We start from the raw sequence: 24722 nt of genomic DNA, 5'->3' as shown, positions 1-24722 counted from the left end.
TTCAGTTCACCCCTAGCTTCTGCAATAATTCAAGTAAAATGGATATTGCATTCATTTTAACATGGATAAAATCTTTGACCCCGGCTTCTCTTAGTGTAATCTCCAATTCTTCTTGCTGCTTGCCGGCACTATAAATAGTGATTTCAGGGAATTGCTTTTTAATTTCTTTAATGATGACTGGCGCTAATTCCGAATAGTCACCATCACTGCCGCAAAGACAATAGATTGGGAGCTTGGTCGCAGCTACATATTCGATTGCTTCCTCAACGGTTTGACATCCCCTACTGCCGATTGTTTCAATACCACCTGCTGCCGCAAGACTTTGAACGAAATCTGCACGAGGTTTATAGGATTTGAGATTTATCAAATTAATTAAACCGATAGTTGGAGCCGTTCCGCTTATTCCTTTAAACTTTTCACTGCGTAGTCTTATCTGTTCGAACTGACTGGATACCCGTTCCGATTCAAGTGGGGTAATGCCAACCGGCTTCGCAACTTTCATATATGACACATGTTTATCCTTTGTGGTGGTTTTAATCTTATCAGCGGGATTCGGATATACATTCGTTCCGATGATACTTTCTTTTCTGAAAGCCGCATTTTGAACTCTTCCTTGGTAAACTTCAGCTATTTCTTTCTGAAGGGTACCTTGTTTAATTAGCTCCAGAATCCCTCCAGCTGCATCGATTTCAAGGAATTTTGCCCAAGCCTTTTCAGCCAATTCATCCGTTAGTTGCTCAACATACCATGAACCGCCAGCAGGATCGACAACTGTTGTAATATTTGTTTCTTCTTTTAGAATCAAGTGAGTATTACGGGCAATTCTTTCTGAAAACTCATCGGTTTCACCGGTTGCGTGTGTAAATGGATGGATTTGAAGATATTGAATGCCTCCAATAGCTGCTGAAAAAGCTTGGTTCGTGGTCCGAAGAATATTGACGTGCTGATCATATAGCGTTTCCGTCAACTCGGAAGTTACGGCATGTATCGTCATTTTAAAATGGTCCGATGCTGTATCGAAAGCTTCTGCAAGACCTGCCCAAAGCCTTCTGGCAGCCCTCAGTTTAGCGATGGACATGAAGTAATTAGAATCCACTGCAAACGAGAATACTATTTTTTCGGAAACCGCAGCAATAGAAAGCCCTTGCTTTTGCCCTTCCAATAGATATTGGACGGCTGCCGATAATCCGTAAGCTATTTCTTGTACGGCATTGGCTCCTCCATTATGGTAGACTGCCGTATTAATCAAAACTGTTCTTAAATCACTGCCTACCTTCTGATAATCCTGGATCGTCTTCAGCCAGTCTGCAAAATAGTTATCCGTATCTTCTGGCAGCTGACCGCAAATGAGCCATTCTGCAATTGGATCTTCAGCAATGACGCCTGTCAATTGGGTATTTTGTGCTTCGGCAACAGCTTTGAATTGAGGGAATAATTCTTTTTGTTTCCCCTTAAGGTCAATGAAAACCGGTATTTCTTTTAATGGTATTTCCTTAAACAATGTTTCAGCCCTGGCTCCCCCGGAAAGCAATCGTGCAGGGTATGCCACGACATTTTGACCGCGCTTGAATGCAGCCCTCATCTTTTCATTTGCTTCTTCAGCAGTGATACCGCTTACAGGTTGAACGACAAGCCAAGGTTTGTCATGATATCCCGTTGGGGACGTTCCTCGGGTGAAAGGGAAAAATCCTGGCAATTCAGCTACTTTTTCTGTCGATTCCGCCTTTTCTATATAGAGTGGATATAAAGCGATGCCCTCATATGTATTCGTTTTAAGCTTTTCTACACTTTTCCCTTTTAAACTTGCTTCCGCAGCTTCTTTCCACTCTTCATAAGAAGGCTTAGGAAAGGTTATGTTTTTTACATCTTTCAGTTCCATCTGTAATCGCTTTCTTATCCTCATACGCCCTCTTCCTTCATTGGGAGAACGAACGCTCAGTCAGTTTTGGATAAGAAAACCACCCTCCCGTCAATTTGATCTGGATTATACTAACATTCTACCATAATTTTCTTGAAATTTAAGACAATAGAAATTAGCAAACCTGTTATTAGGGAAACCACTAGCCAATTTTGCCTCTTCACATCAAGTACAGCCCCTGACCTGTATTAGAACAGCTCATAATAAAATAATAGCAAAAATAAAATTTTTGTCGATGTTTTTCTACGGAAAAGCGAAGTGCAAAAAAAAAAGGAAGGACCTTCCGGCCTTCCTTTTCTTCATTTTAGTATATGGGAGTGTTGTCTTTGGAAATCTTTTCAATGATTTCTTTAACCCTCGCGAGGAATCGTCCGCATACCAGTCCATCCAAAACACGATGATCAAGTGATAAACAGAGATTCACCATATCTCGTACTGCAATCATGTCATTAATGACCACAGGACGTTTTACAATCGTTTCAACCTGTAAAATGGCTGCCTGTGGGTAATTGATGATTCCCATGGACTGGACAGAACCAAATGAGCCAGTGTTATTAACAGTGAACGTACCACCTTGCATATCCTCTGCTTTTAACTTACCTGACTTCACTTTGGATGCAAGTTCCTGTATTTCCCTTGCTATACCTTTGATTGATTTTTCATCTGCATTTTTAATGACCGGAACAAATAGGGCATCTTCAGTTGCAACGGCTATCGATATATTGATTTCTTTCTTTTGTACGATTTTTTCGCCGGCCCACATCGAATTCAGTTCTGGAAATTCCGTAAGGGCTTGAGCAACCGCTTTTACGAAAAAGGCAAAGTACGTTAAATTATAGCCTTCTTTTTGTTTAAAATCGGATTTTAGATTATCACGCAACTTCACCATATTGCTGGCGTCAACTTCCACCATCGTCCAAGCATGCGGAATTTCGTGCTTACTTTTCAACATATTGGACGCAATTGCCTTACGGATACCGGTTACCGGTATTTCCTTGTCACCAGCCGCAGTCGGCACGTTTGTTACTGGACTTGTTTGACGATTGACTTGAGGGGCGATCTCTTCAGGAGCCGCATCGGAAATAACGGAAGGCTCATCCGCCTTAGGAAGATTCCCTGATTCAACAAGTTTCAGTAAATCTTTACGGGTGATCCGTCCCTCATTCCCCGTTCCTTTAACTTTTGATAGATCGATTCCATGCTCCTGGGAAAGTTTTAACACAGCTGGCGAATAGCGAGCTTTCCTTGATGGTTCTGCCGCTTGCTGCACATCTCTTGTAACAGGTGCATCAACTTTTTCCTCATTTTGAGATACTTGCGCAGCATTTTCGTTATCCGTCTTTGCCGTTTCAACTTCAATCGAGCAGATGACTTCCCCGACTGCCAATGTTTGATTCTCATCCGCTTTCAATTCCTTGATGATGCCGGTGAAGGAAGAAGGAACCTCAGCATTTACTTTATCCGTCATCACTTCAGCTAGCGGGTCATATTTCGTGACATGATCACCAGGCTTCACAAGCCATTTACTGATGGTTCCCTCCGTGACACTTTCGCCTAGTTGGGGCATCTTCATTAATTCCATAGCCATAATCCGTTCCTCCTTCTTAACAGTCATTAATACTCGGCCAATTCCCTCATTGCTTTTTCCACTTTATCAGGATTCACCATGAATTGTTTTTCCATCGTAGGTGCATAAGGCATGGCAGGTACATCCGGGCCGGCCAACCGTTTTACAGGGGCATCCAAATCAAAAAGGCAATGCTCGGCAATTATGGCTGCGACCTCACTCATGATGCTTCCTTCTTTATTATCTTCCGTAACCAGTAATACTTTCCCGGTTTTAGAAGCTGCTTCTATGATGGCATCCTTATCCAAAGGATACACGGTACGCAAGTCAAGAACATGTGCAGAAATTCCATCTGCAGCTAATTTTTCTGCTGCCTGAAGGGCAAAATGCACACAAAGGCCATAGGAGATGACAGTAATGTCTTCCCCTTCCCTTTTCACATCCGCCTTACCGATTGGAAGTACATAATCTTCAGTAGGCACCTCACCCTTGATCAAGCGGTATGCGCGTTTATGTTCAAAGAAAAGCACTGGGTCTTCATCGCGAATGGCTGCTTTAAGCAAACCCTTTACATCATACGGAGTGGAAGGCATCACAATTTTCAAGCCCGGCTGATTGGCAAAGATCGCTTCAACCGATTGCGAATGATAAAGAGCTCCATGAATTCCCCCTCCATATGGAGCACGGATTACCATAGGACAGCTCCAGTCATTATTGGAACGGTATCTGATTTTGGCTGCCTCTGAAACGATTTGGTTAATGGCAGGCATGATGAAATCAGCGAATTGCATCTCAGCTATCGGCCGAAGCCCATACATGGCGGCTCCAATGCCCACTCCTGCGATTGCAGATTCAGCGAGCGGGGTATCGATGACCCTGGCTTCACCGAATTGGTCGTATAAACCATTAGTGGCTTTAAAGACCCCGCCTTTTTTTCCTACATCCTCACCCAATACGAATACACGGGAATCACGTTCCATCTCTTCCCTCATTGCCATTGTCACGGCATCTATATATGAAATCACTGGCATTCTATTACCCCCTTACTTTTGTGCATACACATGATTCATAGCACTTTCAGCCTTCGGATATGGAGCATTTTCAGCATAATCGGTTGCTTCGTTGACTATCTTCATGACTTCATCATTCATTTGTTTCTCAAGGTCATCATCCATGATTCCCACTTCTTTTAAATAGGCTCCAAATGTCATTATGGAATCCTTCGTTTTGGCTTCGGCCACTTCGTCCGCCGTCCGGTAGCTTCGGTCATCATCATCACTTGAATGTGGTGTGAGCCTGTATGAGACGGTTTCCACTAGTGTAGGGCCTTCTCCCCTCCGTGCACGGTCAGCCGCTTCTTTCACTGCAGCATACACGGCCAATGGATCATTGCCATCCACCGTTATTCCAGGCATCCCATATCCAATCGCCCTGTCGGAAACATTTTCACACGATAGCTGTTTCTCAATAGGAACGGAAATCGCATATTTATTATTTTCACACATGAAAATGACCGGTAGCTTATGTACACCTGCAAAGTTGGCCCCTTCATGAAAATCGCCCTGATTTGATGAACCTTCACCAAACGTTACGAAAGTCACCAAATCCTTACCTTCCATCTTCCCTGCAAGGGCAATTCCGACTGCATGCGGGACCTGTGTCGTTACAGGCGATGAACCAGTGACGATCCTATTTTTCTTTTGACCAAAATGACCTGGCATTTGGCGCCCGCCGGAATTGGGATCTTCCTCTTTCGCGAAACCTGAAAGCATCAAATCTTTTGCGGTCATTCCGAAGGTTAGCACCACACCTACATCCCGGTAATAAGGCAGTACATAATCCTTTTGCCGATCAAGCGCAAACGCTGCTCCAACCTGTGCAGCTTCTTGCCCCTGGCAGGAAATCACGAAGGGAATTTTCCCGGATCGGTTTAGAAGCCACATGCGCTCATCAATTCTGCGGGACAAAAGCATTGTCCGGTACATATCTAAAACCGTTTCCTCATTTAAGCCTAATTGTTCATGACGTTTTTCTACCATCATAAAACCTCCTGACCTTATTCTTTAAGAATGTATGGCACGTCCATCGACAGCAAGGGCCGCCTCCCCGATTGCTTCGGAAAGACTTGGGTGCGGATGAATTGTCTTGCCTATCTCCCAAGGTGTCGCATCAAGCACTTTTGCAAGTCCAGCTTCTGAAATCATATCCGTAACATGTGGCCCGATCATATGAACGCCCAGTATATCATCCGTTTTCTTATCGGCGATGATTTTGACAAAACCATCCGCTTCCCCGAAAACAAGGGCCTTACCAACTGCACGGAATGGGAATTTCCCTATTTTAAGGTCATAGCCTTCCTTGTTTGCCTGATCTTCCGTCAAACCGACACTTGCAGCCTCAGGGCTTGAATACACACATTTAGATATGAGCGAATAATCCAGCGGTTCCGGTTTTTTGCCTGCAATATGTTCAACGGCCGTAATACCTTCATGGGAGGCAACGTGTGCCAATTGCAGACCGCCGATACAGTCACCGATCGCATAGATATGTGATTCCTTCGTTTGGAAGAAGTCATTGGTTTCAATAAAACCTTTTTCTTTCACAATCTCCGTATTTTCAAGGCCGATCCCTTCAACATTTGCTGATCTTCCTACGGAAACCAGCATTTTTCCAGCTGTGAATTCCTCTACCGAACCTTTGACTTCAGCAGAAATGGATACTGACTCACCCGTTTTCAGGGTTTCAGGCAATACCTTGGCACCTGTAACGAATTTGACGCCTTTTTTCGTTAGGAGGCGAAGCATTTCACTGGAAATATCATGGTCTTCTGTCGGGATGATTCTATCTGCATATTCCAGTACTGTCACTTCCACACCAAAATCATTGAGCATCGAAGCCCATTCAATGCCGATAACTCCACCGCCTACAATAATCATCGATTTTGGCAGGCTCTCAAGCTTTAGAGCTTCATCCGATGTAAGCACCAATTCCCCATCAACCGTTAAACCGGGCAGTGTCTTCGGACGCGAACCGGTTGCGATGATGACATTCTGGGGAATGAGCATTTCATTTTCACTGCCATCATTCATTTCCACGGAAATTGTCCCAGGCATCGGTGAAAATATAGAAGGACCAAGTATACGCCCTAACCCTTCATAAACCGTTATCTTTCCTTGTTTCATCAAGTGCTGAACTCCTTTATAGAGTTGATCGACCACTTTAGTCTTTCTTTCCTGCACTTTAAGGAAATCTACCTTTACATCCCCGGTAACAATACCGAATTCCTCACTTTTCACTGCAGTCTGATAAACTTCCGCACTCCTTAAAAGTGCTTTCGAAGGGATACAGCCTTTATGTAGACACGTTCCGCCGAGCTTGCCTTTCTCCACGACAGCCGTTTTCAATCCTAATTGAGCAGCCCTTATTGCCGCCACATACCCGCCAGTTCCTCCTCCGAGGATAACGAGGTCAAATTCTTCAGCCAAAACCACTCCTCCTCACAAATACATACAATTTGTCACCAGTTTTACTTGCCCTATGTTTATTACGTTATCCATGTTGAAAATTCCTGTGTTTATTTAAAAAAACACAGGAATCTAATCTTGTAAAATTACATTCATTTTCTTCCATTCAGGATATGTTTTTCATTTTGCAGGAATTGGCTCCTTGAATTCCTCATGCGAGCAATCCGCTCCTCTGCCATCCTATCCGCCGCTTTATAAGTTGGGATTTGATCACGTTTTGCAATCTCGATGACTCTTTCAATTGTATCATAAACCGTTTCCACTTTCTTAAGAGCTCTTTCCCGATTATACCCTAAAAGCTCATCGGCCACGTTTATGACTCCCCCTGCATTAATTACATAATCAGGAGCATATATAATCCCTTTTTCATGAATTTGATCGCCATGAACAGTTTCCTTTAATTGATTATTCGCAGCACCTGCAATGACCTTCGCCCTGATTTGATTGATTGTTTGATCATTTATGACAGCCCCTAATGCACATGGTGCATAGATATCACAGTCGACTCCATAAATTTCATCTGGATTCACTGCAGTCGCCCCAAAGGATTCAACCGCACGGGCCACGCTTTCTTTATTGATATCAGTAACGATGAGCTTGGCGCCCTCCTCATGAAGATGACGGCATAAGTTATAAGAAACATTCCCGACGCCTTGGACTGCAACCACTTTGCCTTCTAAGGAATCAGTTCCGAATGCCTCTTTTGCAGCCGCCTTCATACCGCGGTATACCCCGTATGCCGTTACTGGGGAAGGGTTACCCGAAGAACCGAATGCAGGGGAAATCCCCGTGACAAAATCCGTCTCCTCATGAATGAGATCCATATCCTCGACCGTTGTACCTACATCTTCAGCTGTTATATAACGGCCATTCAACCCTTGGATATACCTTCCGAATGCACGGAACATTTCTTCATTTTTATCCTTACGCGGATCTCCGATGATGACTGTTTTCCCCCCGCCTAAATTCAAGCCGGCAGCGGCGTTCTTATATGTCATTCCTCTCGAAAGCCTTAAGGCATCTTCAATGGCATCTTCTTCAGATGCATACGTCCACATCCTTGTGCCCCCAAGCGCAGGCCCTAATGTTGTATCATGAATGGCAATAATCGCTTTCAAACCCGATTGTTTATCCTGACAGAATAGCAGTTGCTCGTAATCATACTTCTCAAGATATTTAAAAATTTCCATAAAGGAATCCTCCCTAGATGTTTTAATACATGTCAGATATGAGACTACTGATTTTCTCCTCAGACTAACTTGTTCCTACGTTCATTTTAAATAAAAATCCGCTACTCACATGATATTTTCCCCATGGGGAATGGTTCCCTTGAAAAACCCATGCACTTTTAAATATGCAAATAACATGCCAATAAAATACATAATCAGCACCTATTTATCCAAAAAAAGGACATGCTGGTTAATAAGTTGGGCAACTATAGCCTATAACAAATTCAAAAAAATTTCATGTCAGAAGTGGAGTCTCGCTTAAATTAAAATAAATCAGAAAATTCCATGCATTATTTTTCATAGTGTGCAAATAATTGCATGCAAAAATTTTCACAATTTTAGTTTTTCCATTTTATAATATAGATTTCTAACTGAAATCCCCAGCGCTTTTGCCGTAAGTGTTTTATTTCCCTTGTGGGTATGGAACGCTTGCTCAATGATTTCGGCTTCATACTGGTCTATTATCTCCGAGAGCGGTTTCCCCGATACGTAGCCGGAAGGCTTCATTAATAATTTCTCTTGATTTAATGGAATCCCTTCGATAAAATCCGGAATATGATGGATATCAATGATTGTCTCGTTCAATTTCATGAAAATGATTGCCCGTCCTAAGATATTTTCCAGTTCCCTCACATTTCCCGGCCAGTTGTAGATTTGCATCTTATGTATAGCTGCTGCTGTAATTCCCTCTATGCTCCGTCCATACTCCTGATTGATTTTATTAATCAAATGCTCCGCCAATTCTCTCAAATCTTCTTTTCTCTTTCTTAATGGAGCAATGAAAATAGGCATGCGGTTCAGCCTGAAATATAAGTCTTCCCTGAATGACCCGTTTGCGATGGCCTGTTCAAGATTGATGTTCGTAGCGGCTATGACCCGGACATTGATGGGGATCGGCTTCGTCCCCCCCACCCTGACGATTTCCTTTTCTTGTAAAACCCGAAGTAATTTAGCTTGGATGTTGGCTGGCAATTCACCAATTTCGTCCAAAAAGATACTCCCTTGATTTGCCTCTTCAAAAAAACCGACCTTTCCGCCCCTGCTTGCCCCGGTAAAGGCTCCTTCATCATAACCGAATAGTTCACTTTCAAGTAATGATTCCGAGATGGCCGCACAATTTACCCGAACGAATTTATTGAACTTCCTATCGCTCGCATTATGGATGGCATGTGCAAATAACTCTTTTCCCGTCCCTGATTCCCCTCTTAATAAAACAGTAGCAGGTGTTCTAGCCGATAATTTCGCCTGTTCAATGGGAAGCTTCATTTCTTCGGAAGCCCCAATTATATCATCAAAGGAATATTTAGCCTGCAATGTCCGGATGATCTGTCTTGCCCGATTAAGTTCGTGGGTCAAGGCTTGAATTTCCGATACATCATGAATGACGCCAACACTTCCTTTCAGGCACCCATCCACGATGATTGGAGCAACATTCACGATCACTTCCTTGTGTTTTGGGCCGACACGCATATTGACACCACGAACAGGTTTTTTTGTCTGAAGCACTTTCATATGCATACTTTCGCCTTCGTAAATATCGATGGAAGCCGGTTTACCGATCACTTGGGTCTTTGTTAAGCCAGTGATTCTTGTATATGCCGGGTTGATCAAAAGCCCCCTTCCTTGATCATCCACAACAGATATGGCTTCATCACTGGATTGAATGATTGCCTGGAGCATCGTCTGTATCTCTTTTAAATCAGTGATCTGCTCCGCCAATTGCACAGCTTCCATCTTATTCCTAAACACGGCAAAAGCCCCTATGATTTCCTTATCGGCATTCACCAGAGGTATCCTTGTCGTTATGAGTTCCATCCCATTGCCAAGGGTGATTTCCTGATTCACTTCTTTTTGGTTCGTTTGCATCACTCGCAGCAATCCTGTTGATGGGATGAAATCTTTGATATGTCTCCCAATTACATCCTCGCGCTTTGTGTCTGATGCACGTTCCGCACTATCATTGAACATGATGATGAATCCTTCATGATCAATCACCACCATCCCTTCACTGGTCGTATTAAGGATCAAATCCATTTTTGCGGAGGTATTCTCCAATTTACTTATTAAACGATTTTTCTCTTCAAACAACTTAGTCATAATGAGGGCGACACTTCCAGGAATGAGAATCGTTTGTTCGCCCATGTCCCTTTTTATCTTTTTATAGACAGACGGGTCACCGGTCGTATCAAATATGATGTCCAAATCCCACTTCAATCCCATGCTCCAATTAGTCACGGTAGGAATCCTTCGTTCCTTCGCAGCAAGCATCCCTTCAGCGGATTCATTCGTATCAGCCATACAAACAATGGAGAATACTTCACTTTCCGATAGGAGTTTCAACACGGTCGTCCCTCCCACTCCTCCCCCTACTATCATGACCTTTTGCATCAGCCATCCCCCTTAAGAAAATAATTGCCCCTTTAAATAGATCATTCCCTGCAATTTTTTTCATACTCCACACCATTTTACCATATCGGCCCCCATTAAAAACAGCCACCAACTCCCAGTCATTATCTAGATTCCCGTTACTTGACAAATAATTTATATCCTTTATCATTTTTTAAAGATGGAATTTTCGGAAGGGATTTGACTGCATGAAACGTTTAATCGCTTTTTTGATTCTTTTTATACCCGGTGCCTTTGCTGCCTATGGCATAAAAATAATGAGGGACATGGTATTCGGTATTTTACAGCCCCCCTATCCATTCCTTTGGCTGCAATTTTTAATAGGACTGCTCATTACGATAGGCGGAATAGCCTTTATCGCCGGCTTCGTCCTACATCGAGATCGAAAACAAAATAAGGTCCAGAGCAGGTTCAATAAATTTTAAACGCAAAAAGAAGGTGCATTTGTATGGCACCTTCTTTCTTTATCTTGACTTCAATTCTTCTCTTATCCGTACCGCTGCTTTGGGGAAATCGGTTATGATGCCGCTGCACCCCAATATGAATAACCGCTTCATCTCGGTTTCTTCATTAATGGTATAGGGCCTTACAGGAACACCCATACTAACCGATGATTGAATGAGTGCATCAGGGGCAGCCCGGATATTTGGGTGAATTGCACTTCCGCCTATTGCCTTGGCATATATCCACGGCATGTATAGGCCATCCCTATATAGCGGTGCCGTTTCCAATTCTGGTGCCAATCGATGGCAATTGACCAAACTGTAATGATTGAAAGAAGAAAGGATTATCCTTTCCTCCATTTCGTAGGTACGGATGAGCCGGATGACTTTCTCTTCCAAGCCTGGATACAGAAAAACCGTATTTTTCAATTCAATATTGCAAAAAAGCTGATTATCATTAAGCCAAATAAACAGTTCTTCAAGCGTGGGAATCTTTTCTTCACCAAAATTACCCTTATGGGTTGCGGACGCATTAAGGGTTTTCAACTCCTTTAAGGTCCGGTCTTTTACATACCCCGAGGCATTCGTGGTCCGATCGAGCTTTTCATCGTGGATGATGACCACTTCTCCATCTTTCGAGAGCTGGACATCCGTTTCAATTCCGTCCGCTCCGACACGGGCAGCTTCCTTGAACGCCGACATCGTATTTTCCGGATGAGTTCCTGCAGAGCCTCGATGTGCAAAGATTAAGGTCATGATGAAACGCCGCCTCTCTCAAAAATTGTTATACACCGATTTTATGAACAGAAACAGCAAATTATTTTCATCTAGATCAATTCTGCAATCAAAACGCAGGTGATTATTTTCTGCATAGAAGGTTCCTTTCCTCAAATCACCCCACTTCTTTTACAAGCTGATTTGTGCCGCTTTTTCACCCAAACAAAAACGCCTTTTATTTATGGGATTTGCTGCAAAATCCAATAAATAAAAGGCGTTTAATTTTTTTAACCGGCGTAAAAAGATTTGAAGTTGCCGATTAGAAAAAATCACGAAGCAACTTCTTCCTGTCCTTTACCTCCAGACGGAGAGTTCCTATTTATATTTAGCGGCTCTAGCCTTTATAAGGTCAATAGTTACCCTGAGTCTTAACAACCGGTATTACCCTACCCCTGTCAAGAAGCTTTATGTTCGAGGCGCAGCTTATCGGCAACCATGGCGATGAATTCGGAATTTGTAGGTTTTGCCTTGGTCATGCTTACGGTATAGCCGAAAAGAGATGATATGGATTCTATATTTCCACGGCTCCAGGCCACTTCAATCGCATGCCGGATAGCACGTTCAACTCGGCTGGCCGTAGTATTGTATTTTTTTGCGATATCCGGATCAACGCTTTCCAGCATACCCAGGCAATCTTGACCGTTATGTGCCACCCCAATCACTTCCATGTCTTCCTGTGCAGAAATGTATTCTTCCAGAAGGCCAACAAGTTCTCTATTATCATCTACAACGCACACCTTAATTTTTTTCACGCTTGATTTCCTCCTCAACTACAATTGGTCTTTTTTTCTATATGACTAAATTCTATTGTAATTGAACTTTTCGACAATGGAAACTAAATTCCTTTTATTTTTGAAAAAATATAAGGAATTCAATATTATTCTCCGGATATCTCTTGTTTTCGACTTCGTTTGCTATTGGAATAAACCGTTTGTCGAAAAATCTTCATATCGTTTTCATTTTATCACATCGTTCCAAAAAAACCTCTATTTTTTGAAGAAATCAAAATTAATTCCGACCCAAACCTATGCTAATCATAATTTTCCATTAAAAAGGGGCATCCAAAAGGATACCCGGATTCTTAGCTTGCCTTTTCATAATTATCTTTGTCGTATATATTTATACCGGCTTCGTTTAACATCCATTCGATATGGACTCCATACCCACTTGTAGGATCATTAACGAATACATGGGTGACTGCACCGATTAATTTCCCATTTTGAATGATAGGACTGCCGCTCATACCTTGAACGATCCCACCCGTTTTTTGAAGCAATTCTTTATCCGTCACTTTTAAGACCATTCCTTTGATTGCAGGAAACTTCTGTGGGATGGAACTGACGATTTCGACATCGAATTCCTCCACTTCAGAACCATTCACCACTGTAAGGATTTTTGCTGGCCCTTCCTTTACCTCATGGGAAAGGGTGATGGGGAGTGGTTTGTCGTTAATTCCATTTTTAAAATCTTGATTTAATTTCCCAAAAATGCCAAAGGGACTATTGCGATTGATATTTCCTATTTTTTCTTTATTGGAAGAAAAGCGTGCCAATTTTTCTCCTGGATCACCATTGCTTCCTTTTTCGATGGATGTGACCGTCGATTGAACGATCTGTCCGTCCTTAACAACAATCGGCTTTTTTGTATCCATATCGGATATGACATGTCCCAACGCCCCATATTTTTTTGAATCCGGGTGATAAAACGTCATCGTTCCGATGCCAGCTGCCGAATCACGGATATACAAACCCAATTTGTAAGTTCCTTCATTCTTATCTTTTAGCGGTAATAAGGTACTATTAAGCACTTCATTATCACGGTTAATGACAATTTTCAACGCCTCACCCTTTTCACCTGCCTGCTGAACAAAAGGGGTTACATCCCCCATCTTCTTTATCGTCTGACCATTGATTTCTGTAATAATATCACCGATTTCAATTTTCGCTTTTTCTCCCGGTGATTTCTTCCCCTGCGCCGTATCAATAAGATGATGACCTACTACGAGCACCCCAAGAGTATTAAGCTTCACTCCAATGGATTGGCCTCCAGGCATGACCCTAAAGTCTTTTAACACCCTGATGTCGACCTTTTTGGCAGGCAAGCCTGCTACATCGAGTAACACTTCATTCGTACCTGGTTTCTCGGCACCAAGCGTAATCGAAGCTTGTTCATCATGAAGTGAAATTCCATCACTGGATCCCGAAGTTTTTGCAGAAACAGGCAATGATTTGGAAATACTATATTGACTTCCTTCAAATAGTACAAGATGATTTGGAATTAAAAAATATTCACGAGATGGCTGGTATAACCCTAATGTTAATAGCGAAACAAGGAGAATTCCACCGATGATCCTGTTTATCCATATAAATTTCAATCCATTCACTCTCCTCGCTCTCTGAAACTTTATGGCTACACCTTTAATTTAGCCCTCATGACAGTCATTTATAACAGATGCAAAAAATAAAAGCTATCCGTTTTTGGATAGCTTTACAATGAATGCTTATGATAAGTTTAAATAATCTTCTTACAGGCCCATCAAGATGTAATCTTCAGCCTTTTGGCCAGCTGGATTAATTCATTGGCATGTTGTTTCGTCAAGTCCGTAATCTCTACTCCCGAAATCATCCTGCCAATTTCTTTTATTTTTTCAGTTTCAATTAGCGGCTTGACCGATGTATTCGTGCGTCCGGCCCTTACATTTTTCGCTATGAAAAGGTGAGTATCCGCCATGGCTGCCACCTGTGGCAAATGGGATATGCACAATACTTGTGATCCAGTTGCCACTTTATAGATCTTTTCGGCAATGGATTGTGCAACCCGTCCGCTCACACCTGTATCCACTTCATCAAATATAATGGACGTTATCCCTTGATGCTTAGAGAAAATGCTTTTCAAAGCCAGCATGATCCTCGACAATTCTCCACCAGATGCGATTTTAGAAAGAGGTTTTAACGGTTCACCTGGATTGGTGGAAATATAAAATTCCATTGAATCCAGCCCTGACTGATTAATGCCCCTATCTGACAATTCATCGAAAGTATAGGCTGTCTGAAGGAAATGAGGTTCAAAAATTGTTTTTTCCATATATAGATCCTTTAATTCCTGATGAATCTTTTTGGTTAGCTGCTGAGCGAATTTCTGGCGAAGTTCAGACAGATTCTTTGCTTCGACGATAAGGTCTGCCTTGATGGATTTCATTTCCTTTTCAAGCTTCGCGATATGGGTTTCCCTATTTTGCAGCTTTTCGACTTCTTCTTCAATTGCGGCCCCATATTCCAGGATTTCCTCGATGGTCCGTCCGTATTTACGCTTTAATTGATTTATTTCATTAAGTCGACTTTCAATGAATTCCACACGTTCTGTATCATAATCCAAAGAGTCCAATTGGTCCCGGATGTTTGACACAGCCTCTTCGAGCAGGAAGTAGCTATTTGAAACGGTTTCAGAGCTGTGCTTTAAACCTTCATCAAGCCCTGCCGCTTCCTCCAAATTATTCATGGCTACGGAAAGCCAATCAATTGCATGCTGCTCACCATTTAAAGCAATATAACTGGTTTGCAGCGCTTCATGGATTTTTTCGAAATTATTAATTTTCTTCCGTTCTTCCATCAATTCTTCATCTTCGCGTAATTTCAAATCAGCTTTTTGGATTTCATCGAATTGAAACTGGATCAAATCAAGGCGGTGGACCATTTGCTGTTCATTTTGGCTCAAACCATTCAATTGTTTAGAAGCGGTTTCATATCGTTTATATAACTTTTGGTATTCAGTGAGTGCAGCTGCGATTTTTTCACCGCCGAATTGATCGAGCAGAGGAAGATGAAGTCGTTCATCCATTAATTCCTGATGTTCATGCTGACCATGGATGTCTATCAATGTTCGCCCTATCTCACGTAAAGTGGAAATCGTCACCAGCTTCCCATTTACCCTGCAAACGCTTTTACCGCTTTGTGAGATATCCCTTCGAAGTATCGCCATCCCATCATTCATATCCAGGCCAAACTCTTCCGCTTTGGCAAAGACCGGGTGTTTTTCATCTTCAATTTGGAATAATCCTTCTATTTCAGCCTTCGATTCACCATGCCGAATGAACTCTGCAGAACCACGTCCCCCAACCAAGAGATGAACGGCATCTATTATGATTGACTTCCCTGCCCCTGTTTCTCCTGTCAAGACCGTCAAGCCTTTCTCAAATGAAACGGACAGGCTGTCTATGATCGCAAAATTCCTAATCGATAGTTCTGTTAACAAACTAGATCACCTCACAACATTATTAGAGCATGTCCAAGAATTTGCCGGAAATGATCTTTGCATCTTCCTCGGAACGGCAGATAATTAAACATGTATCGTCGCCGCCGATCGTCCCGAGTATTTCTTGCCAATTTAAATTATCAATCAATGCACAGATGGCCTGGGCATTACCCGGGAGCATTTTCATAACCAGCAAATTGTTGGCTGAGTCAATGCGTACAAAGGCATCGACAAGGATTCTCTTTAATTTTTGAAGTGGATTGAAACGTTGGTCGGCCGGCAGACTGTATTTATACCTTCCATCCGTTAAAGGAACTTTTACAAGGTGAAGCTCTTTAATATCCCTTGAAACGGTGGCTTGAGTTACATTGTATCCAGCTAATTTCAATTCTTCAACTAACTCATCCTGTGTTTCGATATCATTATTCGTTATAATGTCCCTTATTTTTATATGTCGTTGTCCTTTATTCATAAGTAGAAGCACCTCTTCTCAACTGTTGCTCATTTAATGGTAATGGTATCACTTTCATTTCTTACTTAAGCAAGCTGCCCAATTTGCCTCGGTATCATCCGTACGTGCAAATAGGCCGCTTTACTAAGTGGCTAATATTAATGTTATCGGATTTTTATGCAATTGTACAACTTTTTCTCTAAAATGAATACAAGTCTAATTTTTGCACTTACCTATTTTATGTATCCACCTTTAAACGATTCAAGTTCATGACGACAATGTATAGTCAAAAAGCTCCTTTAGCCAACCATTCAGCCAAAGGAGCCATACAAAGTTCTAGCTATTCTTTTTTAAATTGGGCATGTGCCTCTCCAACGATGTCATCAACCGTTTTCGAAAGCAATGATGCTCCATCTTCCTTCGGCCCTTGCCAGTGTAAGTGAAGTAAGAATTCAATATTTCCATCACCGCCGGTAATCGGTGAGAAGGAGGCATCCTTAATATCATAGCCTTCCTTTAAAGAAAAAGAAATGATCTTATCCAACACTTGTTTATGGATTTTGGGATCACGAACAATCCCCTTTTTACCCACTTGATCCTTCCCGGCTTCGAATTGCGGTTTAACCAAGGCAACGACATCACTATTCGGGACGAGCAAGGTCTTTAGTACCGGCAAAATTAACGTAAGCGAGATGAAGGAAACATCAATGCTTGCGAAGTTTGGCATCTCCCCGTCGAGATCGGCGGGTGTAACATAACGGAAATTGGTTCTTTCCATTACTTTTACCCGCTCATCCTGCCTAAGCTTCCAGGCAAGTTGATTATAGCCGACATCAAGCGCATAAGACATTATGGCGCCATTTTGCAAAGCACAATCCGTAAACCCGCCAGTTGATGATCCGATATCAAGCAGTATTTTTCCATTCACTTGTAAATCGAATTCCCTTAATGCCTTCTCAAGTTTAAGACCGCCTCTTGAAACGTAAGGCATGACTTTTCCTTTGATCGTGAATTCGAGATCGACCGGCACTTTTTCCCCCGGTTTTTCGTATCTCTCTTCATTCGCGTAGACAAGGCCTGCCATAACCATACGCTTCGCTTTTTCACGTGTGTCGGCCAAGCCTTGTTCTACAAGTAATACATCCACTCTTTCTTTCATCACTTTCATATTTTCAGGCCCTTTTTTCTTTTTTGGGTGTTATCATTTTAATCTTTTTGATGGCTGTCTCAGTCGTCAGACCGATTTCTTCAAGAAGTTCATCGACGCTTCCATGTTCAATGAAATAATCAGGTATCCCCATTCGATCTATAATTGCCCCATAAAATCCTTGATCATGAGCATATTCAAGAACAGAACTACCAAAACCACCTTGAAGAACCGCTTCTTCTATTGTCAGGATTGGCATTTTTTCACCAAGGAGACTGCTTAGCATGTTCTCATCCAAAGGCTTAATGAACCGGGCATTGACCACCTTTACTGAATAATCCTCTTTCTCGAGCAGTTCTGCCGCTTCAAGTGCCATGGGAATCGTTGTGCCGAAAGTTAAGATGGCAGCATCCGTTCCTTCTTTAAGAACTTCCCAAGAACCGATCGGAATCTGCTGTAATTCAGCATCCATCTCAACTCCCCAACCATTCCCACGAGGGAAACGCATGGCAATCGGACCATCATTATATTTTAATGCCGTATTGACCATATGCTGGCCTTCGTTTTCATCTTTCGGCATCATCAGCACCATATTCGGTACGTGGCGCAAGAAAGCAATGTCGAAAACGCCTTGATGCGTTTCACCATCGGAACCAACCAATCCGGCACGATCGATTCCTATGAATACGTTCAAATTCTGACGGCAAATATCATGCACCACCTGGTCATAAGCCCTTTGCAGGAAGGTTGAATATATAGCCAGGAATGGTTTCATTTTTTGCGTTGCCAATCCGGCTGCAAAAGTTGCAGCATGCTGCTCGGCAATCCCTACATCATAGAAACGCTCTGGGAACTCTTTAGAGAAGCCCACCAATTTCGAACCTACGGGCATTGCAGGTGTAATCGCGACAATCCGCTCATCGTCACGGGCTAGCCTGCTGACAGTATCGCTTACGAGAGCGCTCCAAGCAGGACCCTTACTAGGGGATTTCACAAAATCACCTGTCTCGATCTTATATGGGCCTGTCCCATGCCAGTTCCCGGTTGTGTCCAACTCGGCAGGTGAATATCCCTTGCCTTTTTTCGTGATGACATGCAGCAGGACCGGTCCCTTCGTTTTCTTGGCATATCTTAAATTCTCAAGCAATTCTTCATAATTATGTCCATCTACTGGTCCAAGGTAAGTGAATCCGAGTTCTTCGAAAAAGATTCCTGATACCAATAAATATTTCATGCTATCCTTCAAACGTTCAGCTGTAGCCGCAAGTTTACCACCGACTGCAGGAATTTTTTTCAAAAGCAGCTCCAATTCATCTTTTGCCCAGTTATATTTACCTGCTGTCCGCAATCTTCCCAATATCGTGTGTAAGGCACCTACATTGGGGGCTATGGACATTTCATTATCATTCAGGATAACGATCATGTCCTTTTTTTCATCACCGATATGATTCAACGCTTCAAGCGCCATCCCCCCTGTTAGGGCACCGTCTCCGATTACAGGCAAAATAAAGCTGTTTTCCCCTTTGATATCACGGGCAGCCGCCATCCCCATTGCAGCTGAAAGGGAAGTCGAACTGTGACCGGTTTCCCAAACATCATGGGGGCTTTCAATCATTTTAGGAAAACCGCAAAGACCTTTATATTTCTTTAAGGTGTCGAACTCTCCTGCTCTGCCAGTCAGGATTTTATGGACATAGGATTGATGTCCGACATCCCATAAAATTTTATCATTCGGACTGTCGAATTCTTTATGCAAGGCTATAGTCAACTCGACGACACCTAAATTGGGACCAATGTGCCCACCGGTCACCGATAATTTTTCCACAAGGAATTTCCGTACTTCCACACTTAACTCGACAAGTTCTTCATTATTCATCTTCTTCAAAAAAGAAGGGTCTTTTATAGATAGAAGATCCAAACAGGACCACTCACTTTCTGTCATTTTCGGTGGTTAGCATAAACAAAGCCTCATGAAAGAGGGCTATGGAAGACTTGACCGAAAAATTGGTTTTAAGTTAAAAAATAGCCGCCAACACCCAGGTGATTTCGGCGGCTTATTATACCTATTTTATCACGTATCTCAATTTAAAAATTCATTTTGATTTTCACATATTTTTGCACAATGAGTATACCACAAAACCTCAATTGATAACAAATTTAGCCACAATCAATGATTACGGTTCGCAATTAAATCAGTTAGTTCATTCAACAAACCCGTTTGTAAGGTTGTTTTTCCTAAAGCGGCATGGGCAAGTTCTATATGATGTTCCAACTTTTGCTTTGCCCCTTGAAGGGTTAGTAAAGAAGGATATGTGCTTTTATGATTCCCCACATCACTGCCAACCGGCTTGCCGATCAACTCGACTGACCCTTCAATATCCAGAATATCATCGCGAATTTGAAAAGCAAGCCCCAGGTGGTATGCAAAGTCACGTAAATGCAGTTGCTGTTCTTCACTCGCCCCTGCTAATATAGCACCGGAAAGGATGCTTGCAGTCAATAACTTCCCTGTTTTATGTTCATGTATATACTCCAATTCCTGAAGGGTCAGCTGTTTATTCTCACCTTCCATATCGGCAACTTGCCCCCCAACCATTCCCTCGGCTCCGGCAGACTTCGCAATTTCACTTACAAGGTTCAGCTTCATTTCAGCCGTGACCTCGGGATTGGTCATATCCGTCACCAATTGAAAGCTATAAGTAAGAAGTGCATCACCTGCCAGTATGGCCACCGCTTCACCGAACACTTTATGATTCGTCGGTTTTCCGCGGCGGAGATCATCATCATCCATTGCCGGTAGGTCATCATGAATCAAAGAATATGTATGAATCATTTCAATGGCAGCCGCTGCAGGAATCCCTATCCTCAAGCTTTTTCCAAAGGCCTCCAAAACCGCAAAGACCAATAATGGGCGAATCCGTTTACCCCCTGCCTGAAGTGAATAGATCATGGCTTCTTTGACTACTGCCGGAGCTTTAAGTTTATTGACATATTCGACGATTTCCCGTTCTATAATTGCCTTATATTCATTAGAAAACATTTCAAAGGACGCCGTACCCATGTCATTCTTCCTCCTGTACAGCAAAGTTTTCAAGTTCCCCATCTTCGCGTAAAATTTGAGTCAACTGATCTTCAACAGCCTTAAGCTTTGAATGGCAAAGCCTTGATAAATCCATTCCTTGTTTATATATCGAAATGGCTTCTTCCAAGGGCACATCGCCTTCTTCCAACTGCTCTACAATTTTTTCGAGATTCTCCATCGCTTCTTCAAATGTAGCTTCCTGTTTTTTTGTCATGATTCAATCCGCTCCTTAATTTCTTTAATTTCACATTCAAGAGTTCCATCTTTTATCGAAACCGCTATCTTATCCCCTTTTGATACTTGCTGTGTACTTTTCACTAATGTCTCATCCTCAGCAAAAACCAATCCATAGCCCCGTTCCATGATTTTTAGTGGACTGAGAGCAGATAAAGTGGCTGTAATATGGACGAACTGCTGAGATTTATGCCGATAGATGGCTTCCATGGCCCTCCGTAAAACCTTTGCATGCTGCTGCAGTTCATCTTTCGCATTTTTCACCGCTTGTTCAGGATGCTGCTTTTTCAAAATATCGTTCAGCTGATTCAGCTCATCTCTCTTTTTCATGAAATATCGCGTGCTGGTCCTCCCTAGCCTGTCCATCGTCTTGTCTAGTTGTTCCAGCTTTTGTTCGTACATTTTATGTGGGTAACGGAAGGCATAAGACCTCTCCATCCTGGTCAAACGGGTTCGTTCAAAATTCACTGCTTCTTGAATGGAGCGGGTCAATCGATTCTTGCGGTTCAACAGGCGTTCGAGTATTTCATTCAAGTGAGGAACCGCTAACTCTGCTGCACCAGTCGGTGTAGGAGCACGCATATCGGCGACAAAATCAGCAATCGTAAAGTCGGTTTCGTGACCGACAGCAGAAATTACAGGTATATCGGAATCATATATAGATTCAGCCACTATCTCCTCATTAAAGGCCCATAGTTCCTCGATCGACCCGCCGCCCCTTCCGACAATGAGAACATCGCTTTCCGCCCTTGCGTTCGCCATGGAAATTGCCTTGGCAATCGATTTAGCGGCATTATTCCCTTGTACAAGTGCTGGATAAACGATTATCCTGGCGATCGGATATCTCCGCTTGATGGTTGTCAGGATATCTCTTAATGCAGCTCCGGTCGGCGAAGTTATGACCCCTACAGACTTAGGGTACTGCGGGATCGGCTTCTTGTGTTCGGCCAAAAACAAGCCTGCCCCCTCCAGCTTTTTCTTCAGCTGTTCATAAGCAAGATATAAATCCCCCACACCATCAGGGGCCATGCTTTTCACATAAAGCTGATACTGTCCTCCAGCTTCGTATAATGATATATCACCCTTAACAAGTACCTTCATGCCATTTTCAGGCAGGAATTTCATCCCTTTATTATTGGCGGCAAACATGACGGAGAGAAGTCGTGCCTTCTCATCCTTTAAAGTAAAATACATATGTCCGCTTGTATGTTGTTTGAAATTCGAAATTTCACCTTTTATGTATACATTTTGCAAATGGGGGTCGGCATCGAACTTCCTTTTGATGTACTTCGTTAAAGCCGACACACTCAAATATTGTTGGTTGCTCATATAATGTCTCCTTCCGATGGAAATCGGATATATACAGAAAACTCACCTATAGATTATCATAAATCCATGAATGGAAAAAAAGCGGTCTCCCGTTATTATAAAACAAGAGGTCCGCTTCTTTAAAATAATTTAACGTTTTTTTCAGCTTTTTAATGCTTGCTTGTTTGATTCAAGTGCTTTTTGAGCAGATTTGACCGTATTCTTCATAAGCATCGTAATCGTCATGGGACCAACGCCTTTAGGAACAGGTGTAATGTATGAAGCCTTATTTTTCACTTCATCAAACGCCACATCACCGCAAAGCTTCCCTTCATCATTCCTGTTCATTCCGACGTCAATGACGATTGCGCCTTCTTTAATATGGTCACTCGTGATCGTGTCCCTCTTTCCGACCGCTGCCACAACGACATCGGCTTGCTTGGTATAATAAGCAAGATCCTTTGTCCGTGAATGACAGTATGTAACGGTTGCATTTGCATTTAAAAACAATTGTCCGGCTGGTTTTCCGACGATATTACTTCTCCCTACGATGACAACATGCTTACCTTCAAGGTCATAGTCGATATACTCAAGCATCACCATGACGCCGTATGGAGTACAAGGTAAAAATGCATCTTGTCCCGTCATCATCCGCCCAATATTAATCGGGTGGAATCCATCTACATCCTTTTCAGGGGAAATCGCTTCAATGATCGCCTTTTCCTGAATATGTCCAGGCAAGGGCAGCTGCACCAATATACCATGAATGCTGTCATCCTGGTTTAATTCAGCAATGCTCTGAATTAATTCCTCCTGAGAGAGATCCGCAGGCTTTTTAATTAGTACGGAATGCATACCCAAGTCCTCACAGGCCTTTTGCTTATGGCGCACATAAGTTTGAGATGCTTGATTGTCACCCACCAGGATTACAGCTAAACCCGGAATGACATTTTTTTCACGTAACTGTTGAACTTCCTTACTGATTTCCTGCCTAACTGACTCTGCAATTTCTTTACCATTAATGAGTTGAGCTGACATGTGTTTATTCCTCCCAAGTTAATTTTGCTAAAGAAATTGCTGAGAGAATCCTTGTTCAAGGCTGCAGCTTTAGCTGCCGCTTTTCACCTTCACTTTGGATAAAACGGCATTTACAAAGCTGCTTGATTGATCATCACCGAATTTCTTAGCAATTTCAATAGCTTCATTCATTGCAACACTTACAGGAACATCTTCACTGTGAATCATTTCATAAACCGCGATCCGCAGTAAATTCCGATCAATGTTCGCCAGTCTTTCCAACGTCCAATTCTCTAAATTGTCCCTGATCATTCCATCAATTTGTTCACGATTTTCCGTTATCCCCATTACTAATTTCTTGAAATAATTATCAGTGGGAGCACCATCCAGTACGCTTTCCATTGCTTCTTCTGCATTCGAGTTGGCAATATCTATCTGATATAGTGCTTGAAGGGATTTTTCACGGGCTTCTCTTCTTTTCATAATCTTACTCCTTTTACATCTACTATTATATATGAAAATGCTAGAACAAACGAACATTAAATAACATTTTTTCAAAAATATTAAGATTCTCGCTATATTATTTATAAAAACAAGCTAAATCCCACTAAATTAAAGGCCAAAAGATTCAATATCTTGATTCAAGATTACATTTCAAGATTACTTTCCAATTAAACGGCCAACACAGTCCCATACTTTTTGAAAGTGTCAAAAAGCTCTTGCCTAGCTTTCATGCTCATATTTCACCTTTTACACTCTAACAGAAATCACCCTTGAATTAAAGGGAAATTTCCAGACACCGCCTTATTATGTTCATTTAAATTTAATATTATAAGCAGGCCCCAAAAACGGGTATCTTTGAGTTTACATTCAAAAAACAAAAACCCGGCTTTTTGCCGGGTTTTTGCAGGTGTGAATCGAATGAAGCCCACTTACACTTCTTGTTCGTAATCCGCTTCTTGTTTAGCGTTTTCAAACGCAATGCCCACTACATGAATGTTCACTTCGCCAGCGTCGATAGCGGTCATATTCAATAAAGCTTCACGAATGTTATCTTGCACTTCCTGAGCAACTTTCGGAATTGAAACACCAAACTTCATGACACAATAAAGTTCGACTTTGATGGATTCTCCCGTTAAGTCCACTTTAACACCTTTACCGTGGTTCTTTTTACCAAGCTTTTCAACAACACCCGTAGCGAAATTCCCGCGCATATGTGCAACACCTTCAACTTCCGATGCAGCGATACCCGCAATCACCTCTATCACCTCAGGCGCAATCTCCACTTTGCCCAGCCCACTATTATAATCATTCATTTCGAGTAATTGGCCTTCCATTTCACTCATTCAAAAGCACCTCCTGTCTTCC

The 24722-nt window shown here is 42.3% G+C and carries 21 protein-coding genes; 1 reads left to right on the top strand and 20 read right to left on the bottom strand.

Annotated elements, in window-relative coordinates; translation table 11 throughout:
- Position 1 precedes the first annotated feature (1 nt).
- From ACFX4H_RS01885 to ACFX4H_RS01855, 7 genes are all read right to left on the bottom strand, one after another.
- Positions 2-1903 (bottom strand): methylmalonyl-CoA mutase family protein, encoded by a 1902-nt coding sequence (locus ACFX4H_RS01885; RefSeq protein WP_377433691.1) that lies wholly within the window; start codon positions 1901-1903, stop codon positions 2-4.
- 319 nt (positions 1904-2222) lie between these two features.
- Positions 2223-3506, bottom strand: a complete 1284-nt coding sequence (locus ACFX4H_RS01880; RefSeq protein WP_377433689.1) for a dihydrolipoamide acetyltransferase family protein — start codon at positions 3504-3506, stop codon at positions 2223-2225.
- A gap of 26 nt (positions 3507-3532) precedes the next feature.
- The gene (locus ACFX4H_RS01875) at positions 3533-4516 is read right to left on the bottom strand and encodes an alpha-ketoacid dehydrogenase subunit beta (protein ID WP_101222514.1); all 984 of its coding nucleotides are present in this window, start codon (positions 4514-4516) and stop codon (positions 3533-3535) included.
- Between the two features lie 12 nt (positions 4517-4528).
- Complete coding sequence (locus ACFX4H_RS01870) at positions 4529-5524, bottom strand: thiamine pyrophosphate-dependent dehydrogenase E1 component subunit alpha (protein ID WP_034308253.1); 996 nt, start codon at positions 5522-5524, stop codon at positions 4529-4531.
- Positions 5525-5548: 24 nt separating this feature from the next.
- Positions 5549-6970, bottom strand: coding sequence for a dihydrolipoyl dehydrogenase (gene lpdA / locus ACFX4H_RS01865; protein WP_034308256.1), 1422 nt, complete (start codon positions 6968-6970; stop codon positions 5549-5551).
- Between the two features lie 131 nt (positions 6971-7101).
- Complete coding sequence (bcd, locus tag ACFX4H_RS01860; RefSeq protein ID WP_034308260.1) at positions 7102-8199, bottom strand: branched-chain amino acid dehydrogenase; 1098 nt, start codon at positions 8197-8199, stop codon at positions 7102-7104.
- Positions 8200-8568: 369 nt separating this feature from the next.
- On the bottom strand, positions 8569-10626 hold the full coding sequence (locus tag ACFX4H_RS01855) for a sigma-54 interaction domain-containing protein (RefSeq protein ID WP_034308262.1): 2058 nt from the start codon (positions 10624-10626) through the stop codon (positions 8569-8571).
- A 206-nt stretch (positions 10627-10832) separates the two neighbouring features.
- On the opposite strand from ACFX4H_RS01855, the gene ACFX4H_RS01850 reads away from it, so the two are divergent.
- On the top strand, positions 10833-11069 hold the full coding sequence (locus tag ACFX4H_RS01850; protein WP_034308264.1) for a DUF2627 domain-containing protein: 237 nt from the start codon (positions 10833-10835) through the stop codon (positions 11067-11069).
- 39 nt (positions 11070-11108) lie between these two features.
- On the opposite strand, the gene ACFX4H_RS01845 is transcribed toward ACFX4H_RS01850, so the two are convergent.
- From ACFX4H_RS01845 to ACFX4H_RS01785, 13 genes are all read right to left on the bottom strand, one after another.
- Positions 11109-11843, bottom strand: coding sequence for a glycerophosphodiester phosphodiesterase (locus tag ACFX4H_RS01845; RefSeq protein WP_377433686.1), 735 nt, complete (start codon positions 11841-11843; stop codon positions 11109-11111).
- Positions 11844-12259: 416 nt separating this feature from the next.
- Entirely contained in the window at positions 12260-12616 is a 357-nt protein-coding gene (locus tag ACFX4H_RS01840) for a sporulation initiation factor Spo0A C-terminal domain-containing protein (RefSeq protein ID WP_377433683.1), read from the bottom strand.
- Between the two features lie 329 nt (positions 12617-12945).
- Positions 12946-14238, bottom strand: coding sequence for a SpoIVB peptidase (gene spoIVB / locus ACFX4H_RS01835; RefSeq protein WP_377433680.1), 1293 nt, complete (start codon positions 14236-14238; stop codon positions 12946-12948).
- A gap of 161 nt (positions 14239-14399) precedes the next feature.
- Positions 14400-16115 carry a DNA repair protein RecN gene (gene recN, locus ACFX4H_RS01830; RefSeq protein WP_377433677.1) on the bottom strand — a complete coding sequence of 572 codons (1716 nt, stop codon included), beginning with the start codon at positions 16113-16115 and terminating at the stop codon, positions 14400-14402.
- A 22-nt stretch (positions 16116-16137) separates the two neighbouring features.
- Positions 16138-16587: a transcriptional regulator AhrC/ArgR gene (gene ahrC, locus ACFX4H_RS01825; RefSeq protein ID WP_034308279.1), complete on the bottom strand. Its 450-nt coding sequence runs from the start codon at positions 16585-16587 to the stop codon at positions 16138-16140.
- Between the two features lie 319 nt (positions 16588-16906).
- Entirely contained in the window at positions 16907-17734 is an 828-nt protein-coding gene (locus tag ACFX4H_RS01820) for a TlyA family RNA methyltransferase (RefSeq protein WP_063590650.1), read from the bottom strand.
- A 4-nt stretch (positions 17735-17738) separates the two neighbouring features.
- The gene (gene dxs, locus ACFX4H_RS01815; protein ID WP_377433674.1) at positions 17739-19631 is read right to left on the bottom strand and encodes a 1-deoxy-D-xylulose-5-phosphate synthase; all 1893 of its coding nucleotides are present in this window, start codon (positions 19629-19631) and stop codon (positions 17739-17741) included.
- A 249-nt stretch (positions 19632-19880) separates the two neighbouring features.
- A complete protein-coding gene (locus ACFX4H_RS01810; RefSeq protein ID WP_057278792.1) occupies positions 19881-20774 on the bottom strand; it encodes a polyprenyl synthetase family protein in 894 nt (297 codons plus the stop codon).
- A gap of 1 nt (position 20775) precedes the next feature.
- The gene (locus ACFX4H_RS01805; RefSeq protein ID WP_034308286.1) at positions 20776-21009 is read right to left on the bottom strand and encodes an exodeoxyribonuclease VII small subunit; all 234 of its coding nucleotides are present in this window, start codon (positions 21007-21009) and stop codon (positions 20776-20778) included.
- A complete protein-coding gene (gene xseA / locus ACFX4H_RS01800; protein WP_377433671.1) occupies positions 21006-22358 on the bottom strand; it encodes an exodeoxyribonuclease VII large subunit in 1353 nt (450 codons plus the stop codon). The genes ACFX4H_RS01805 and xseA overlap by 4 nt, the downstream gene beginning before the upstream one ends.
- A 141-nt stretch (positions 22359-22499) precedes the next feature.
- A complete protein-coding gene (gene folD, locus ACFX4H_RS01795) occupies positions 22500-23375 on the bottom strand; it encodes a bifunctional methylenetetrahydrofolate dehydrogenase/methenyltetrahydrofolate cyclohydrolase FolD (RefSeq protein ID WP_377433668.1) in 876 nt (291 codons plus the stop codon).
- A 69-nt stretch (positions 23376-23444) separates the two neighbouring features.
- Positions 23445-23837 carry a transcription antitermination factor NusB gene (nusB, locus tag ACFX4H_RS01790; RefSeq protein WP_063590645.1) on the bottom strand — a complete coding sequence of 131 codons (393 nt, stop codon included), beginning with the start codon at positions 23835-23837 and terminating at the stop codon, positions 23445-23447.
- A 449-nt stretch (positions 23838-24286) separates the two neighbouring features.
- On the bottom strand, positions 24287-24691 hold the full coding sequence (locus tag ACFX4H_RS01785) for an Asp23/Gls24 family envelope stress response protein (protein WP_222620245.1): 405 nt from the start codon (positions 24689-24691) through the stop codon (positions 24287-24289).
- Between the last annotated feature and the right edge of the window lie 31 nt (positions 24692-24722).

Origin of the sequence: Peribacillus sp. YIM B13477, from assembly GCF_042787955.1 — a bacterium.
Taxonomy (GTDB): domain Bacteria; phylum Bacillota; class Bacilli; order Bacillales; family DSM-1321; genus Peribacillus; species Peribacillus frigoritolerans.
The sequence above is the reverse complement of the archived record's forward strand: the minus strand, read 5'-3'. Positions and strand labels throughout refer to the sequence as shown.

Coding starts and splice junctions, on each gene's coding strand:
- ACFX4H_RS01885 (WP_377433691.1), bottom strand. CDS start 1,903: ATGAGGATAAGAAAGCGATTACAGATGGAACTGAAAGATGTAAAAAAC.
- ACFX4H_RS01880 (WP_377433689.1), bottom strand. CDS start 3,506: ATGGCTATGGAATTAATGAAGATGCCCCAACTAGGCGAAAGTGTCACG.
- ACFX4H_RS01875 (WP_101222514.1), bottom strand. CDS start 4,516: ATGCCAGTGATTTCATATATAGATGCCGTGACAATGGCAATGAGGGAA.
- ACFX4H_RS01870 (WP_034308253.1), bottom strand. CDS start 5,524: ATGGTAGAAAAACGTCATGAACAATTAGGCTTAAATGAGGAAACGGTT.
- bcd (WP_034308260.1), bottom strand. CDS start 8,199: ATGGAAATTTTTAAATATCTTGAGAAGTATGATTACGAGCAACTGCTA.
- ACFX4H_RS01855 (WP_034308262.1), bottom strand. CDS start 10,626: ATGCAAAAGGTCATGATAGTAGGGGGAGGAGTGGGAGGGACGACCGTG.
- ACFX4H_RS01850 (WP_034308264.1), top strand. CDS start 10,833: ATGAAACGTTTAATCGCTTTTTTGATTCTTTTTATACCCGGTGCCTTT.
- ACFX4H_RS01845 (WP_377433686.1), bottom strand. CDS start 11,843: ATGACCTTAATCTTTGCACATCGAGGCTCTGCAGGAACTCATCCGGAA.
- ahrC (WP_034308279.1), bottom strand. CDS start 16,587: ATGAATAAAGGACAACGACATATAAAAATAAGGGACATTATAACGAAT.
- ACFX4H_RS01820 (WP_063590650.1), bottom strand. CDS start 17,734: ATGAAAGTGATGAAAGAAAGAGTGGATGTATTACTTGTAGAACAAGGC.
- ACFX4H_RS01810 (WP_057278792.1), bottom strand. CDS start 20,774: ATGGGTACGGCGTCCTTTGAAATGTTTTCTAATGAATATAAGGCAATT.
- ACFX4H_RS01805 (WP_034308286.1), bottom strand. CDS start 21,009: ATGACAAAAAAACAGGAAGCTACATTTGAAGAAGCGATGGAGAATCTC.
- xseA (WP_377433671.1), bottom strand. CDS start 22,358: ATGAGCAACCAACAATATTTGAGTGTGTCGGCTTTAACGAAGTACATC.
- folD (WP_377433668.1), bottom strand. CDS start 23,375: ATGTCAGCTCAACTCATTAATGGTAAAGAAATTGCAGAGTCAGTTAGG.
- nusB (WP_063590645.1), bottom strand. CDS start 23,837: ATGAAAAGAAGAGAAGCCCGTGAAAAATCCCTTCAAGCACTATATCAG.
- ACFX4H_RS01785 (WP_222620245.1), bottom strand. CDS start 24,691: ATGGAAGGCCAATTACTCGAAATGAATGATTATAATAGTGGGCTGGGC.